We start from the raw sequence: 15,088 nt of genomic DNA on the forward strand, positions 1-15,088 counted from the left end.
GCCTTTACAGTTGAAAGCCGTTTTCGATTATTTGCTTGATTTCCTGAACCGCCGCGAATTCGTCTTCACCCTCAGCGATAATGATGATCTCGTCTCCCGATTTCGTCGCCAAACCCATCAGCCCGATGATGCTTTTCGCATCCGCCTGTTTTGCGGCGTTCGTCAAGGTAATTCGGGAGGCGAATGTTTTCGCCTTATTGACGAGAATCGAGGCGGGCCGCGCATGCAAGCCTCCCTCGATCCTGATGACAGCAGTAGTTTGTTCCATTGGCTTCTCCTTCCGATGAACGGCCATCCCAGGAAGTTGTATCTTTAATCCAGGGATGGCGCGCGCCGTTGGTTTTCTTTATTTAAGCGTGACCGTCAACACCGGATCCTGGCCGGCGGCGACAGTGCCGCTGGCCGGCGAAATGGCCGCCACCCGGTCCATATTTGTAATCAGCATAGGTGAAATCAAGGAAGGTATTTCGCCCTTCAACAATTCCGGTTCAAATGCAAGCAACACATCGCCGGCCTTCACTCGTTCGCCTTCAACGACAAACGGCTGAAATCCCTTGCCTTTCAATTTAACCGACTCAATGCCGATATGCATTAAAATCTCAATGCCGTTTTCGGCCGTCAATCCGATCGCATGATTCGTATGAAACAATCTCGACACTACCGCATCCACCGGAGCAACAAGCCGGCTGTTTATCGGATCGATGGCAATGCCGTCGCCGGCCAGCTTTTGCGCGAACACGGGATCGGGCACTTGCGCAAGCGGCACAATTGTGCCGCTTAATGGCGCCAAAAGCCGGATCGTCCTGGCTTCCTGTTGATGGAATCCGAACAACTTTTTAAGCATACGGAACCTCCCGGAGCATGTCGGCTACATCAATTTTTGCATTTCATCGCGAAGCAGTTCGGACTCGGGGCCGAACACAATTTGCACATTGCCTTGACCTAACTTCATGATACCAGCCGCACCCAGTCGTTTCAATTCGGCTTCCTGGATCGCTTGCTCATCTTTCAGCGTCAGCCGCAAGCGGGTAATGCAGGCGTCGATATGCGTAACGTTTTCGGTACCGCCGATCGCCTTCAGGATCGAACCTGCCTTGTCAGCCAATTTTCCCGGTCCGGCTTGAGCGCTCATGCTTGCATCGCTTTCCGGCGCCAGATCTTCGCGGCCCGGCGTTTTCAGATTAAACATCCGAATAATGGCGCGGAATAACAAATAATAAACGATCGCGTAGACCAATCCGATTGGAATCATCAGCCACATATTGGTCGCCACGCCAGGGTTAAAGATAAAATAGTCGATGGCCCCGGCTGAGAAGTTAAATCCCAGTTTCACTCCGAGCGCCCAAGTCAGAGCAAGCGATACGCCGGTTAACAACGCATGCACCAAATAAAGCGCGGGAGCAAGGAACATGAACAAAAACTCAATCGGCTCCGTAACGCCGGTCAAGAAGGCGGTAAGCGCCGCGGAGATTAAAATACCGGCAGCGATCCTCTTTTGCTCTTTCTTTGCTTCGTGCAGCATGGCGAGGCAAGCCGCCGGCAGCGCAAACATCATGATCGGGAAAAATCCGGTCATAAACATGCCGGCCGTTTTATCTCCGGCCCAGAAGCGGGTCAGGTCGCCATGCACCACTTCTCCGGCGGCATTTGTAAAGTCCCCTACCTGGAACCAGGCAATGGCATTGATAATATGGTGCAATCCAAACGGGATGAGCAGGCGGTTTAAAGTACCATACACAAAAGCTCCCACGGAGCCTGCGCCAACGATCCAGTCGCCGGCGTCGCTGATTACGGTTTGCACAGGCGGCCAAATAACCCAGAAAATGAGCCCGACGAACACCATAAACAAAGCGGTTACGATTGGCACAAAACGTTTTCCGCCAAAGAACTGCAGCCAAGTCGGCAACTGAATGGTATGATATTTTTTGTACATCCATGCGGCGATCAAGCCGGCGATAATGCCGCCGAGCACCCCTGTATCAAGGGTCATACTCTCGGTGTTGCGGATCGCGAGCACCTTGATCAGGATTTCGTAGCCAACGACTCCCGCCAATCCGGCGGCGCCGGCCCCTTCTGTCAAGCCGATCGCAACGCCGATCGCAAACAATAGCGGCAAATTGCTGTAGATCGCGTCGCCGGCGGACAACAAAACTTTTGCAATGTAATCGTTCACAAAAGCGTTGTGGTAATCGATTGCTCCGAGCCGCAGCAAAATTCCCGCCGCGGGCAATACGGCAATCGGCAGCATCAAGGATTTGCCGACCCGCTGCAATGCGCCTAGCATATTCATGCTCATTCCTCCATTTTTTTGGATGATGGAAAATATATAAAAAGGCATGTCCGGTGAAGGGAATAGCAACCTATCCCGTTCCCGGCTCATGCCTGGTTGCCCAGTAACACGCCTGGCATTTTTATTTTGTTTGTGTGTTGAGCAATCTGTGTACATGCATCGTGATGTAACCGATCTCGCCGGCAGGAACCTTTATGTCAAGCGACTGCTCAATTCGTCCGGCGATTTTTTCCGCAAAGTCAAATTCATGCGGGAATTCATGCCTGATGCGCTCCAACAGCGGATTTTCAATCGTCTTGCCGCTATGCAACCTTTCCAGCGCATATTTCAGGTGCGTGACAAAGCGGATGCAGTCGCGGCTGCCCTGTGCAAGCTGCACATTCATTCCGTTGCGCACCATTTGCAGGATGTCGCGGATTAAATCGGCATGCCTCACCGCTTGGGATATCGGCGTTTGGCTGACCGAAGAATGGATGTGCAGTGCAAGAAATCCGACTTCGCTTGCGGGAATGTTGACGTTCAACCTGGTTTCGATCAACTGCGCCGCCAATTTGGACAATGCATATTCTTGCGGATACAGCGTTTCGATTTCATATAAAAACGGGTTAACGATCTCCATTCCGTTTTTCAATCGGTGGATAGCGAAGGCGATATGGTCGGGAAGCGCGATGTGAATGTGTTGGTTATATACCGGGGACAGATGTTTGGCAATCAGGCTGATAATCTCCTCTGACACCCCGATCGTGGCGTCTTCTACCTGGTTGAGCATCGTTTGGTACTGCTTGCGCGATGCTTCGTCTTCGAGCAAAAATGTTTTTTCAATCCTCGTATCGTTCGATATTAGAATGTTGCCCTTTTTCTCCGCAAACCCAAGCCCTTTTCCGATCAACACCATCTCATGGCCGTCGGACATTCGCTCAACCAACAGCACATTATTGTTAAACGGGCGCACTACTTTGTACTGATGTACCGCCAACATTTCGGCCGCCTTCACCTGCTTCCCATTACAGACCTCATACTAAAATGTAATTCATGAAGCCAAGCGTTAGAACCGAATTTTTGCGCGAAAATGCCTTCCTTCCGAATAAAAAATAAACTGGATTTAATTAGGAGATGAACAATAAAAGCCGGCTATAGATATCGACTTTTATTAGCTCATGCCTGAAAATCCAGTAACACGCTAATCCATATGCTATTAACAAGGATTATACCATTGTCGGAAAAATGCGTCAACATTCCTATGCTAATGTTGTTGTATATTTAAAGCATGCTGGTTAGCAATCTGGCTAAAGCCACCTAAAGCTTGCCGACGGACACTCGGTCGGTTTGCCGGCTTGCAGCCTTTTAAGCGTGTAATCTCGGCCGGTTTGCGACTTGCGGTCTTTAACGGTCGTAGTAGGTCAGATCTAAAGGTCATATAGTGAGCTTTCCGATCTAACGGACGTAACAGAGGCTATTTTGGGTTTTACGCCCGGTTTTTAAGTTTAACGGATGCAGGCGCGCTTATTTTAACATTTTGTGCGGTATTCGGGTAAAAACAAGACGAATAGCCGCTGTAGTGTCCGTTACAATTTTTGATCAACATTTTTTCGGCAAATAGCCTCTGCTGCGTCCGTTAGCGTTGGGCGGGAGGGTTGAGCGGGAAGGCGGTCCGCCCGTTTTTGCGGTGTGCAGTGATCGTCGTGCGGAGAGAGCCGGGCGGGAAGGCAGTGGGGTTGGACCCGACATATGGAAACTAGAGAGATCTTCTTCTGTCCCATAGCGGCATTATCCCAAAACACAGTTACACCATGACATTGTCACAGACGAATAACATGGCCCCGTGTTCATGTCACCCTCATATCCCCAATCGTTGAAAACTTGCATGTTTCCGGCAATTTCCCTACAATATTATCCACACAGTTATCCACAGTCTGTTAACAACGAATGCGTGTTCGCGGTATAAAGGGGAGCGGCAATTGTGAATTCTGTTGACAACTATGAACAACTGGCGTATGCGGAGCATATCCGCTGGATGCGGGAAGCGATTCGCGAGGCCAAAAAAGCGGAAGACGCCGGGGAAGTTCCCATCGGCGCCGTCGTTATCCACAATGGCGAGTTGATCGCATCCGGACGAAACGTAAGAGAAGCATCCAACGATCCTACCGGGCATGCCGAGATGCTTGCAATCCGGGAAGCAAGCGGCAAACTGCAAGCCTGGCGGCTTACCGGGTGCACGCTGTACGTAACCCTGGAGCCTTGCCCCATGTGCGCGGGAGCGATTCTGATGTCCCGCCTTGACCGCGTCGTCTTTGGCGCATACGATCCGAAGGCGGGGTGCGCGGGCACGTTCATGAATCTGCCGCTCGATCCGCGTTTCAACCACCGGGCGGAAGTCATCGGCGGCGTTCTGGAACAAGAGTGCGGGCGGCTTTTGTCCGATTTTTTCCGCAAGCTGCGCAAAGAAAAACAATAGCGTTATGCGCAATGGGAGCAAGAAGCCCTATAGCCGCCGCCAAAAATCGGCCATGACCAGCATGCCGTTATAAAAGTTATCCACATGTAAAAATTCATTGGGCGCATGCAGATTTTCGCCGGGCAGGCCAAAACCCATCGTCACGACGGGGCAGCCGAAAAGCCTGTGGAATGCTTCCATTATCGGGATACTGCCGCCGGCGCGGGTGAACACGGGCCGTACGTTATACACAGCGCGATATGCTTCCGCCCCCGCCTGCATGAACGGGTTATCCACGGCGGCGTAATACGGGCTTGCCGCCGTCAGCCTGACCGTTTTCACCCGAACATGCGCAGGGGTATGCTCGGCGATATGCCGCTCCAACAGCTCCTGAATTTGCTCCGGGTTCTGATCCGGCACAAGGCGGCAGGAAACTTTCGCCCACGCTTTTGCCGGCACAATCGATTTTAGGCCTTCATCCTGAGAACCGCCGCTGATCGCGTTTACTTCAAGCGTCGGCCTCGCCCATGTCCGCTCCAGAAACGAATACCCCGGCTCGCCAAAAAACGCCGGCACGCCCAGTTCATCTTTAAGTTTTTCTTCATCAAAGCCCAGCTTGCGTATCTGCTCGCGTTCCTCTTCCGCCAACAGCCGGACCTGATCGTAAAACCCGTTAACCGCCACCTTGCCTTCCGCGTCATGAAAAGTGGCAATCAGCCGCGCCAGTTCATGGATCGGGTTGGCGACGCCGCCGCCGAACTCGCCGGAATGCAAATCGTTTTTCGCGGCGGAAACTTCAATTTGCATGCCGCATATGCCCCGCAACCCGTAATGGATTGCCGGCAACCCTTGCTCGTAAAACGAAGTGTCGGACACAACCACCGCATCCGCTTGAAACCGCTCTTTCTCTTGCACAAGCAAAGGCTCCAAATGCGGGCTCGAAATCTCTTCTTCGCCTTCCAGACAAAATTTGATGTTGACCGGCAGCTTTCCTTCCGTCTGTAAAAAAGCCTCGACGGTCTTGATATGGATAAACAATTGCCCTTTGTCATCCGTCGCGCCTCGCGCGTACAGGTTCCCGCCCCTTATTTCCGGTTCAAAAGGCGGCGAGGCCCATTCCGCCAGCGGATCCGGCGGCTGCACGTCATAGTGGCCGTAAATGAGCACGGTCGGTTTGCCCTCCGCATGCAACCAATCGCCGTAAACAACGGGATTGCCTTCCGTTTCTAGCAGGGCAACATGTTCCAACCCGGCTTGGCGCAGCGAATCCGCCAGCCATTCGGCGGCGCGCCTCATGTCTTCCCTGTGCTTGCTATGCATGCTGATGCTCGGAATCCGCAAAAACGCAAACAGCTCCCGCATATAGCGTTCCTTGTTTTGCCGCAAATATTGCTCCGGCGTTCCCATCCAAATACCCCCGTTCGCTTCTCATGCCAAGTTTTTTATATTGCCATTATACCCCAAATTCAGCTTTCAGCCGCAGTCGTTTGCATTTGCTCCTGTTCCAGCGCAAAACCGAGTACGCCCAACAACATTAAAATCCCGCCGACGATCACATTTTGCGTCAAGCTCTCGCCGATTAACACGACCGCGCCCAAAACGCCCCAAAGCGTCGACGTCGCTGCGACAAGACCCGTCCTTGCCGCGCCGATATAACGCATCGCCATATAGAACAATGCCAACGACAACCCAAGCGAAGCAGCTCCGCTTGCCACAATGCCGGGAACCACGCGCCATGATACGGCAATGGGCTGTCCGAAACCGATCGCCAAAAGCGCCATCACAATTCCGGCAACGAGCGCTTTAAAACAAACAAGCGTCACTGCGGGAATATCTTCTCCCAATAGACGGCCGAAATTATTTTCCGTCGCCCAGCCCAAATAGCCGAGCGCGATTAACAGATTTCCGAGCGCATTGGCGGAAAACAGGCTGTCGCCCGTCCAGGACATCCACACCGCCCCGGCGATAATCGCTATGCTTCCGGCAATGGCCTTGGATGACAAGCGTTCTTTAAAGAACAAAAACGCCAGAAGCGCCGTAAATACGGCCTCGGTGTTAATTAAAAGCACCCCTTCGACGCCGGAAGTGAGCAGCAACCCGACAAAATAAAGACTGGGCCCCAATACGGAACCGGCCAATAGCCAGAATGCCATCGCGTAAGGGCGTTTAAAATGCAGCCCGCGAGCGCGCAATGCCCACGGCAACAGCGACAAACCGGCGGCCAAATACGTCCAGGCCCCGGCGGTGAGCGCCGGAACGTCCTCAACCAGCAGCCACTTGTTCAATACGGTAAAAAACCCGACCAGCGCGGCCGACGCCAGCGCGAACAAATAACCTATAAAGCGATGCCTGGTCAACGCGTTTCCTCCATGACTCAAACTATCGTTATTATTATCTCAAAAAAAAATTGCAATCCGCAGACTGCAATTTCCCAAGAAGCTTATATCGAGACGACAGGATTTGAACCTGCGACCTCTTGGTCCCGAACCAAGCGCTCTACCAAGCTGAGCCACGTCTCGTTATGGATGTCTCGCTGTATCGGCGCGTTTTAGCGCGACAAAAGGTATTATAGCACAGACACCAAGGGAAAGAAAAGTCCTTTGTCACAATTTCTTGCCGGGAAGAAATGGGGGCGCGGCACAAGCCAAAAAGAAACCGTTCAAGCCGGCAATCAACTGCCGGATTGCGGCGCGTTTTTGCCGTCGCATTGACAGCATAATCGCTTCAATTTACAATAGCTTTAAGTTGATAAACGTGACGGAGATTATGGAGATTCACATGATGCTTATCGTTATGCTAAGCAGCAATGTGATTTTTTTTGCACAAATCGATGGGTGGTGAAACGCTCCGTGCCGATTCAGGACCGCAAAGTGCTCCCTGCTGTGCGCCATATGAAGGACTTCGAGAAGCTGCTTGCTACTCCATACGAATACGTCGTGCTGCTCGACTGCCACATCAATATGTTAAGCGGCATTGTCCGCGAGGCAAAGGCAAACGGGAAAAAAATGCTGCTGCATGCCGACCTCATTCATGGCATCAGCAACGATGAATATGCGGCCGAATTCCTTTGCCAAACCATCCGGCCGGCCGGGCTGATCTCAACGCGCGCCAATATTATCGCAAAAACGAAACAGAACGGACTGATCGCCATTCAGCGCGTTTTTCTGCTTGACACGAATGCGCTGGAGAAGAGCTATGCCTTAATGGAGCGGACAAAGCCGGATTTTATCGAAGTGCTCCCCGGGCTGATGCCGCACATCATCGGCGAGGTCAGCGAGAAAACAAACATCCCCATCCTGGCCGGCGGTTTGATCCGCACCGTGCAGGAAGTTGAAAACGCGGTTTCCGCCGGGGCCGTCGCGGTCACAACTTCACGCAAAGACTTGTGGCAGTATTTCGCTTAAAATATTTTAACCGTTTGGAGGGGAAATTATCGTGGAGACCTATATTCTTTCGCTCGATCAGGGGACGACTAGTTCGCGCGCGATTTTATTCGACCGCGAAGGCCACATTGTGCGGGTGGCCCAGCAGGAATTTACGCAATATTTTCCGAAGCCCGGCTGGGTGGAGCATGACGCCAACGAAATCTGGCAGTCGATCGTAAACGTCATCTCCGAGCTTTTTCGCGACGCGTCCATCAAACCGGGGCAAATCGCGGCAATCGGCATCACCAACCAACGCGAAACGGCGGTCGTCTGGGATAAGCGTACGGGAATGCCGGTATACAACGCCATCGTCTGGCAGTCGCGGCAAACCGCGCAAATTTGCGATGACTTGAAAGCGCAAGGATACGATGCGCAGTTCCGGGAGAAAACCGGGCTATTGATTGACGCGTACTTTTCCGGCACGAAAATCAAATGGATTCTCGATCATGTGGACGGCGCCAGAGAAAAGGCGGAAAAAGGCGACTTGTTGTTCGGTACGATCGACACATGGCTGATCTGGAAATTGACCGGCGGACAGGCGCATGTCACCGATTATTCCAACGCCTCGCGCACGCTCCTTTACAATATTCACGAACTGGATTGGGATGATACCTTGCTGGGCATACTCGGCATTCCGCGCAAGATGCTGCCGGAAGTGCGGCCCTCTTCGGAAGTTTACGGGTACGCTGTGATCCCGGAACTTGCCGGCGCAGCGATCCCGATCGCCGGCGCGGCGGGAGACCAGCAGGCGGCTTTGTTCGGGCACGCCTGTTTTACTTCCGGCGCGGTTAAAAACACCTACGGGACCGGCTGTTTCATGCTGATGAATACGGGCGGCAAAGCGATTCCGTCGAAACACGGCTTGCTCACAACCATCGCCTGGGGGTTCGGCGGCAAAGTCGATTATGCGCTGGAAGGCAGTGTGTTTGTCGCCGGTTCCGGCGTGCAATGGCTGCGCGACAGTCTGCAGATGATCCAAACGGCGGGCGAAAGCGAGGCTTATGCGACCGGCATCGCTTCCAATGACGGCGTTTATGTCGTTCCCGCATTCGTCGGCCTGGGCACGCCATATTGGGACAGCGAGGCGCGCGGAGCGATTTTCGGGCTGACGCGCGGCTCAACGAAAGCGCACATCATCCGCGCCACTTTGGAGGCCATTGCCTACCAAACCAAAGACGTTCTCTCCGCCATGCAGGAAGACGCGGGGTTCGCCCTGAAATCGCTGCGGGTTGACGGCGGCGCGGTCCAAAACAAATTTTTGCTGCAATTCCAGAGCGACATTTTGCAAGTGCCGGTGGAATTGCCCGTGATCAGCGAAACAACCGCTCTGGGTGCGGCATTCCTGGCCGGGCTGGCTGTCGGATATTGGCGCGATCAGCAAGAAGTTGCAAATTTGAGCAAGTCCGCGCAAACATACAAACATGCGATGGCCAGCAACGAGGCGGAACGGCTGTACAGCGGTTGGAAGAAAGCCGTCAAGGCCGCGATCGCGTTCAAATAACGGTTGGATTATGGCTGGCGTTTATGGTATATTAGAGTTAAGTTTATAAGACGGTCGGAGATTTGGAGACACCGCAATGCTTCCAGCGTTTTTTCGCGGAGGCGTCTGCGGCGTCTTTTTTTATCCGCATATAATATTTGGAGGCGATCTACATGAGCGACCATCTGACCACCAACGGCAGAAACGCCATTTTGGACGGACTGGCAAATTCTTCATTCGACGTGCTGGTAATCGGCGGAGGCATAACCGGAGCGGGAATCGCGCTGGATGCGCAAAGCCGGGGCCTGCGCGTCGCGCTGGTCGAAATGCAGGATTTTGCCGCGGGCACTTCCAGCCGGTCGACCAAGCTGGTCCACGGCGGTTTGCGCTATTTAAAGCAGTTTGCCGTGAAAATGGTCGCGGAAGTCGGCAAAGAGCGGACGATCGTATACGAAAACGGACCGCATGTCACCACTCCGGAATGGATATTGCTGCCGATTTTCGCGGGCGGAACCTTCGGCAAACGGTCCACGTCCTTCGGCCTTTGGGTGTATGATTTTCTGGCGGGCGTTAAAAAAAACGAGCGGCGGAAAATGCTTGACCGCGACGCAACAATCGCCAAAGAGCCGCTGTTGAAAAAGGACGGATTGTTAGGCGGCGGCATTTATGTCGAATACCGGACGGATGACGCCCGACTCACCCTGGAAGTTTTGAAAAAAGCCGTGTCACTCGGCGCAAAGGCCGCCAATTATGTCAAGGTCGACAAATTCCTGTATAAGCACCAAAAAATCGCCGGCGCCATCGTAACCGACCAATTGACGGGGAAAACGGCCGAAATACACGCCGCCAAAATTGTCAATGCCGCCGGTCCGTGGGTTGACGAATTGCGGCAAATGGACGGTTCCAAAACGGGAAAAACATTGCATATAACCAAAGGGGTTCACCTTGTTTTCGACGGTAAAAGGTTCCCGCTCAGCCAGGCTGTTTACTTTGACGTGGCCGACGGCAGGATGGTGTTCGCCATCCCCCGCGGCGGCAAAACGTATGTCGGCACGACCGATACAAATTACGCCAAAGATAAAGTCCATCCCAAAATGACCGCGGAAGACCGCGATTACTTGCTTACGGCCGTCAACGCGATGTTTCCGGAAGTGCGGCTTACGGCAAACGACGTCGAATCAAGTTGGGTCGGCTTGCGTCCGCTCATACATGAAGAAGGCAAAGACCCGTCGGAAATTTCCCGCAAGGACGAAGTATTCATCGCGCCATCGGGGCTTATCTCCATCGCCGGCGGCAAATTGACCGGATACCGCAAAATGGCGGAAAAAGTAGTGGATATCATCGCCAAGCAATTGCAGCGGGAGACAGGGAAACAGACAGTTCCGTGCCTGACGCGGACGCTTGCGATATCAGGCGGCGACGTCGGCGGATCGGCCGGATTCGGAGAATTTGTCCGCAAAAATGCGGAATGGGGCGCCAAACTGGGGCTTCCCAAAGAAGCGGCGGAAAGATTGGCAAAATGGTACGGCGCAAATGTCACTAACGTTTTCGAGCGTATTCCGCGATATGAAAACGAAGGCAAAAAGACCGGGCTGCCGCTGGATATTTGGCTGATGCTTAGTTACGCCGTCGAAGCGGAAATGGCGGCAACCCCGGCCGATTTTCTGATTCGCCGTACGGGATGGCTTTTCTTCAACCGGCCCTGGGTTCAGGAATGGAAAGAGCCGGTCATTGCGGCAATGGCTACAATGGCGGGTTGGCCGGAGGCAACCAGGCAAAAATTCACGGAACAATTTGCGCAATTGTTCGCCGATGCCGTGACGCCCGAGAAAAACGAATAAGGCCGGATAAGCCGGCCTTTTTCATTCTTAAACACCTGAGTAAGCCATAAAACCGCCGTCAACGGGAATAATGATCCCTGTAACAAATCCCGACATGTTTTCATCGGCCAGCCAAATCAAGACGCCGAGCAAATCTTCCGGCGTTCCGAACCTGCGCATCGGCGTGTGCGCGATGATTTTATGGGATCGGTCGGTCAAGGAGCCGTCTTCGTTCAGAAGCAGTTTCCGGTTTTGTTCCGTCAGGAAAAACCCGGGGGCAATCGCGTTGACGCGGATGCCCGCGTCAGCCATATGAACGGCAAGCCATTGCGTGAAATTGTCAATACCCGCTTTTGCCGCGCTGTACGCAGGCACTTTCGTCATCGGCGACGGAGCGCTCATCGACGACATGTTGATCACAATGGCGCCTTTTCGATTGATCATCCGCTTGGCAAACACCTGGGTCGGGAGCAACGTACCCAGAATATTCAAGTTGAAAACATAGCCGAATCCTTCTTCGGTCAAATCGAAGAAAGTTTGGACCGCTTCATTGTCCAGATCTTCCAGGCGAAATGTTTCGTTGGTCGTAACCCCTTTGGGATGATTGCCCCCCGCTCCGTTAATCAGGATGTCGCAGGCTCCATACGTTTCATGGACGACCTGTTCCGCCCGCTTTACGCTTGCAACATCCAACACATTGCAGGCAACGGCGATCGCGTCACCGCCTGAACGGCGTATTTCGTCGGCCACTTTTTCTCCTTTTTCCGCCGTCCTGTTGAGGATTGCCACTTTCACGCCTTGTCTGCCCAGTTCCCTGGCCATGGCTCCGCACAAAACTCCGCCGCCGCCTGTCACCACCGCTACTTTTCCTTTTAAGTTTTCGTTAATCGGCAGCATGGGCAGCCTCCTTTTTCGCCCTTTCCAGAGCGTCCCAGATTCCCCAAATATACATGATGCCAAGCGCCCGGTCATACAAGCCGTATCCGGGCCTGCACACTTCGTCAAAAATGTGTCTTCCGTGATCCGGCCGGGCATACCCGGTAAATCCCGCATCATGGTAGGCCTTGACAACGCCGTAAATATCAATGGAACCGTCTTGCGTTCGATGGGAAGTTTCGATGAAATCGCCATTGTCTTCAATTCTTACGTTGCGGATATGGGCGAACGGGATACGATCCGCAAATTCGCGAACCATTTCCACAACGTTATTATCGGGGTTTGCTCCCAGCGAGCCGCTGCAGAGCGTAATGCCGTTGTAAGGGTTGTCCACCAGCTTCAGAAAGCGGCGTATATTTTCCCGGTTGGTTATGATTCTGGGCAGGCCAAAAATCGACCATGGCGGGTCGTCCGGATGAATGGCCATTTTGATGTGATTGGTCTCGGCCACCGGAATGATTTGTTCCAGAAAATACTGCAAATTGTTCCACAAGTCTTCTTCCGTCACAGAACGATAAGCGGCAAACAGTCCGGCCAAATCCTTTAACCGCTCGGGTTCCCAACCCGGCAGCGTAAATTCCGGGTTTCCCGCTATTTTGTTCACCAATTCCAGCGGATCGATGTTGTCGATTTTGCTTTTTTCAAAAAAGAGGGCCGTCGAGCCGTCTTCCAGTTGTTTATATAATTCCGTGCGCGTCCAGTCGAAGACAGGCATGAAGTTGTAGCAAATCACCTTGACGCCGACCTTGGCCAATTTTTCGATCGTTCGTTTGTAATTTTCGATATACCGGTTTCGCGTCGGAAGTCCCAGTTTGATGTCTTCATGAACGTTGACGCTTTCCACGACATCTATATTCAGCCCATATTGATCGGCTTGCTGTTTGACTTCCATGATTTTTTCCATCGGCCATTCTTCCCCTGCCGGAACGTCATGCAAAGCCCAAACAACGCCTTCCACGCCGGGGATTTGCTTAATGTGGCGAAGCGGAATCCGGTCAAGTTTTTCGCCGTACCACCTGAATACCATCCGCATCGTGTTTCCTCCTGTAATATTGAAGTGCGCTGTAAAATACCACTTTATAATAAACCTTCATTGCGTCGAAAGCCAGAGTCTTTTCAACGTTGTTACGGTTGTCCAAAGCGTCTAATCGGGCAAAACGGTAACATAAACGGACTCAATCCGGATTCCCGCTTCCCGCTTGTCGGGCTGAATCGCCGTTCCAAGTCTGATTTCGTCATCGGGATTGATGACCAGTTTGGAGCGGTTTTGCACGCCCAGCGGAAACGCTCTGGCCGTCCTTAGAACGTTGCCGTTTTGGTCAATGATCGCAACATCCGCTTCCAGTCTGGTAAAACGAAGATCCGTGCCGTTGCGCAAATGTTGATAATGGTACATGGTTTTGCCGATCGTTTCTTTTCCCTGATCCAGATAATTCAGGTAAATGTACAATTCCGGCGAAAAGATTTGAAATTCATTTTTCCTGGGAATGCCGGCAACTTCGGGAAAACCATATTTTACAGCGGTCCGCAACCGTTGCAAATACCAGCTGTTTGTCTTGCCGTCCGGATTGACTCTGATGTAATTGTCGTCATTGCCGTCCGGATAGATCGTTTTTTCCGTGCAACCCGACAAGATCATTACAATGACAAGCAATGCCGCCAGCCATTTTCGCATTTTATCATCCGGCCTTCCTCATAATTGAAAAAAGCCCCCGCTTAACAAAGGAGGCTCCACCGTTCATATTAAAATTGCGCGTTGTCGCATGAAACGACGGACAGTTGTACGCCGACTCCCACAGTCAAGCATATTGTAGCAAAAGGCATAAAGAGGTTCAAGCAGAGGGGCGCGTGTTCGATATTGATGAAACGCTGAGTCGAATCTCACTAAACTAACCGCACCTACATCAGAACACGCCATTCTCATTAAGAGAATTCTCAGGTATGGGCTGGCCCACATCCCAAAGTTCGGAAATAAGGTCGTTATGGAAGCGGAAAATATGGACCACAACTACCCCGATGTCATCTTGCTTTTGCTTCACATGGGAGTGAACCGCGACCTTCGATGACACGTTTTACCTCAAGGGTTTTATGAGGATTCCCGGCGGCGTTCTCTTCCATTGCCAGCATAAGAGAATTCGCATCTCCACGGAAGTAAGGATTATGATGGCGGAAATTCGGGCCAATATACCTACGGTATGCTTCACGCACTTCCCCCGACGCAACCAGTTGCAAAAACGACACCGCTTTCTCTTTTAAAGTATTTCCCATCGCAAACCAGCCTTTCTCTTTATGAGGGTTGCCTTTTTCATATAATAAACTATTCTGCCCATTTGCTAATGCCGGCTAAAGCCGCCTAAAATTTGCCCGCTAAAACTCGGCCGGTTTGCCGACTTGCGGTCTTTAACGTTCGTGGTAGGTCAGATCTAAAGGTCATATAGTGAGCTTTCCGATCTAAACATTCCTGTTAGTCCTAAGAAACGGACTTGGACAAAAACAGGAGCGCCTCGTATGATGGAGATGTAACGGGTCTCGGCCCTAATAATCCATCAGGAGGCGCTTAACATGAAGTTTACTCTAAAAAACATGACAAATCAACGGATTGAACGAATTACCATGAAGCATGCCGTAGTGGGAATTGATATCGCCAAAGATGAGCATGCTGCCCAAGTCACCGATTTTCGCGGACGCACGCTCACGTCCCGC

General features: G+C 52.3%; 13 protein-coding genes, 1 tRNA gene and 1 pseudogene. 4 read left to right on the forward strand and 11 right to left on the reverse strand.

All coding sequences use genetic code 11. From position 1 onward, the window contains the following. Window positions 1–4 precede the first annotated feature (4 nt). The 4 genes from VF260_06060 to VF260_06075 all read right to left on the reverse strand — a co-directional run bounded on the left by VF260_06060 (window position 5) and on the right by VF260_06075 (window position 3,269). The gene (locus VF260_06060) at window positions 5–268 is read right to left on the reverse strand and encodes an HPr family phosphocarrier protein (protein HEX7056746.1); all 264 of its coding nucleotides are present in this window, start codon (window positions 266–268) and stop codon (window positions 5–7) included. A gap of 78 nt (window positions 269–346) precedes the next feature. Continuing rightward, entirely contained in the window at window positions 347–844 is a 498-nt protein-coding gene (locus VF260_06065) for a PTS glucose transporter subunit IIA (protein ID HEX7056747.1), read from the reverse strand. Between the two features lie 24 nt (window positions 845–868). Then, window positions 869–2,284 carry an N-acetylglucosamine-specific PTS transporter subunit IIBC gene (gene nagE, locus VF260_06070; protein ID HEX7056748.1) on the reverse strand — a complete coding sequence of 472 codons (1,416 nt, stop codon included), beginning with the start codon at window positions 2,282–2,284 and terminating at the stop codon, window positions 869–871. Window positions 2,285–2,411: 127 nt separating this feature from the next. After that, on the reverse strand, window positions 2,412–3,269 hold the full coding sequence (locus VF260_06075; protein HEX7056749.1) for a transcription antiterminator: 858 nt from the start codon (window positions 3,267–3,269) through the stop codon (window positions 2,412–2,414). A gap of 981 nt (window positions 3,270–4,250) precedes the next feature. Here VF260_06075 and tadA point away from each other — a divergent pair. Next, a complete protein-coding gene (gene tadA / locus VF260_06080) occupies window positions 4,251–4,745 on the forward strand; it encodes a tRNA adenosine(34) deaminase TadA (protein ID HEX7056750.1) in 495 nt (164 codons plus the stop codon). A 27-nt stretch (window positions 4,746–4,772) separates the two neighbouring features. On the opposite strand, the gene VF260_06085 is transcribed toward tadA, so the two are convergent. From VF260_06085 to VF260_06095, 3 genes are all read right to left on the reverse strand, one after another. Further along, window positions 4,773–6,131, reverse strand: coding sequence for a dipeptidase (locus tag VF260_06085; protein ID HEX7056751.1), 1,359 nt, complete (start codon window positions 6,129–6,131; stop codon window positions 4,773–4,775). A 59-nt stretch (window positions 6,132–6,190) separates the two neighbouring features. Then, window positions 6,191–7,081, reverse strand: a complete 891-nt coding sequence (locus VF260_06090) for a DMT family transporter (GenBank protein ID HEX7056752.1) — start codon at window positions 7,079–7,081, stop codon at window positions 6,191–6,193. Window positions 7,082–7,169: 88 nt separating this feature from the next. After that, a tRNA-Pro gene (locus tag VF260_06095) sits at window positions 7,170–7,243 on the reverse strand. Window positions 7,244–7,573: 330 nt separating this feature from the next. Here VF260_06095 and VF260_06100 point away from each other — a divergent pair. The 3 genes from VF260_06100 to VF260_06110 all read left to right on the forward strand — a co-directional run bounded on the left by VF260_06100 (window position 7,574) and on the right by VF260_06110 (window position 11,470). Then, window positions 7,574–8,128, forward strand: coding sequence for a glycerol-3-phosphate responsive antiterminator (locus VF260_06100; GenBank protein ID HEX7056753.1), 555 nt, complete (start codon window positions 7,574–7,576; stop codon window positions 8,126–8,128). A 31-nt stretch (window positions 8,129–8,159) separates the two neighbouring features. Beyond that, complete coding sequence (gene glpK / locus VF260_06105) at window positions 8,160–9,650, forward strand: glycerol kinase GlpK (GenBank protein ID HEX7056754.1); 1,491 nt, start codon at window positions 8,160–8,162, stop codon at window positions 9,648–9,650. Window positions 9,651–9,802: 152 nt separating this feature from the next. Next, entirely contained in the window at window positions 9,803–11,470 is a 1,668-nt protein-coding gene (locus tag VF260_06110; protein HEX7056755.1) for an FAD-dependent oxidoreductase, read from the forward strand. A gap of 27 nt (window positions 11,471–11,497) precedes the next feature. Here the strand turns inward: VF260_06110 and VF260_06115 are convergent, their stop codons facing one another. The 4 genes and pseudogenes from VF260_06115 to VF260_06130 all read right to left on the reverse strand — a co-directional run bounded on the left by VF260_06115 (window position 11,498) and on the right by VF260_06130 (window position 14,653). Further along, window positions 11,498–12,346: an SDR family oxidoreductase gene (locus VF260_06115; protein HEX7056756.1), complete on the reverse strand. Its 849-nt coding sequence runs from the start codon at window positions 12,344–12,346 to the stop codon at window positions 11,498–11,500. Further along, window positions 12,333–13,418, reverse strand: coding sequence for a mannonate dehydratase (gene uxuA, locus VF260_06120; protein ID HEX7056757.1), 1,086 nt, complete (start codon window positions 13,416–13,418; stop codon window positions 12,333–12,335). Before uxuA ends, VF260_06115 begins: the two co-directional genes overlap by 14 nt. A gap of 111 nt (window positions 13,419–13,529) precedes the next feature. Beyond that, on the reverse strand, window positions 13,530–14,060 hold the full coding sequence (locus tag VF260_06125; protein HEX7056758.1) for a hypothetical protein: 531 nt from the start codon (window positions 14,058–14,060) through the stop codon (window positions 13,530–13,532). A 229-nt stretch (window positions 14,061–14,289) separates the two neighbouring features. Further along, window positions 14,290–14,653, reverse strand: a pseudogene (locus VF260_06130) (nuclear transport factor 2 family protein). Between the last annotated feature and the right edge of the window lie 435 nt (window positions 14,654–15,088).

This window comes from Bacilli bacterium (genome assembly GCA_036381315.1).
Taxonomy (GTDB): Bacteria; Bacillota; Bacilli; order Paenibacillales; family KCTC-25726; genus DASVDB01.

Bases quoted from the DNA above. Each gene is read 5' to 3' on its own strand.
- nagE (HEX7056748.1), bottom strand. From the start codon at position 2,284: ATGCTAGGCGCATTGCAGCGGGTCGGCAAATCCTTGATGCTGCCGATT.
- VF260_06065 (HEX7056747.1), bottom strand. From the start codon at position 844: ATGCTTAAAAAGTTGTTCGGATTCCATCAACAGGAAGCCAGGACGATC.
- VF260_06060 (HEX7056746.1), bottom strand. From the start codon at position 268: ATGGAACAAACTACTGCTGTCATCAGGATCGAGGGAGGCTTGCATGCG.
- VF260_06085 (HEX7056751.1), bottom strand. From the start codon at position 6,131: ATGGGAACGCCGGAGCAATATTTGCGGCAAAACAAGGAACGCTATATG.
- uxuA (HEX7056757.1), bottom strand. From the start codon at position 13,418: ATGCGGATGGTATTCAGGTGGTACGGCGAAAAACTTGACCGGATTCCG.
- VF260_06115 (HEX7056756.1), bottom strand. From the start codon at position 12,346: ATGCTGCCGATTAACGAAAACTTAAAAGGAAAAGTAGCGGTGGTGACA.
- VF260_06125 (HEX7056758.1), bottom strand. From the start codon at position 14,060: ATGCGAAAATGGCTGGCGGCATTGCTTGTCATTGTAATGATCTTGTCG.
- VF260_06110 (HEX7056755.1), top strand. From the start codon at position 9,803: ATGAGCGACCATCTGACCACCAACGGCAGAAACGCCATTTTGGACGGA.
- VF260_06075 (HEX7056749.1), bottom strand. From the start codon at position 3,269: ATGTTGGCGGTACATCAGTACAAAGTAGTGCGCCCGTTTAACAATAAT.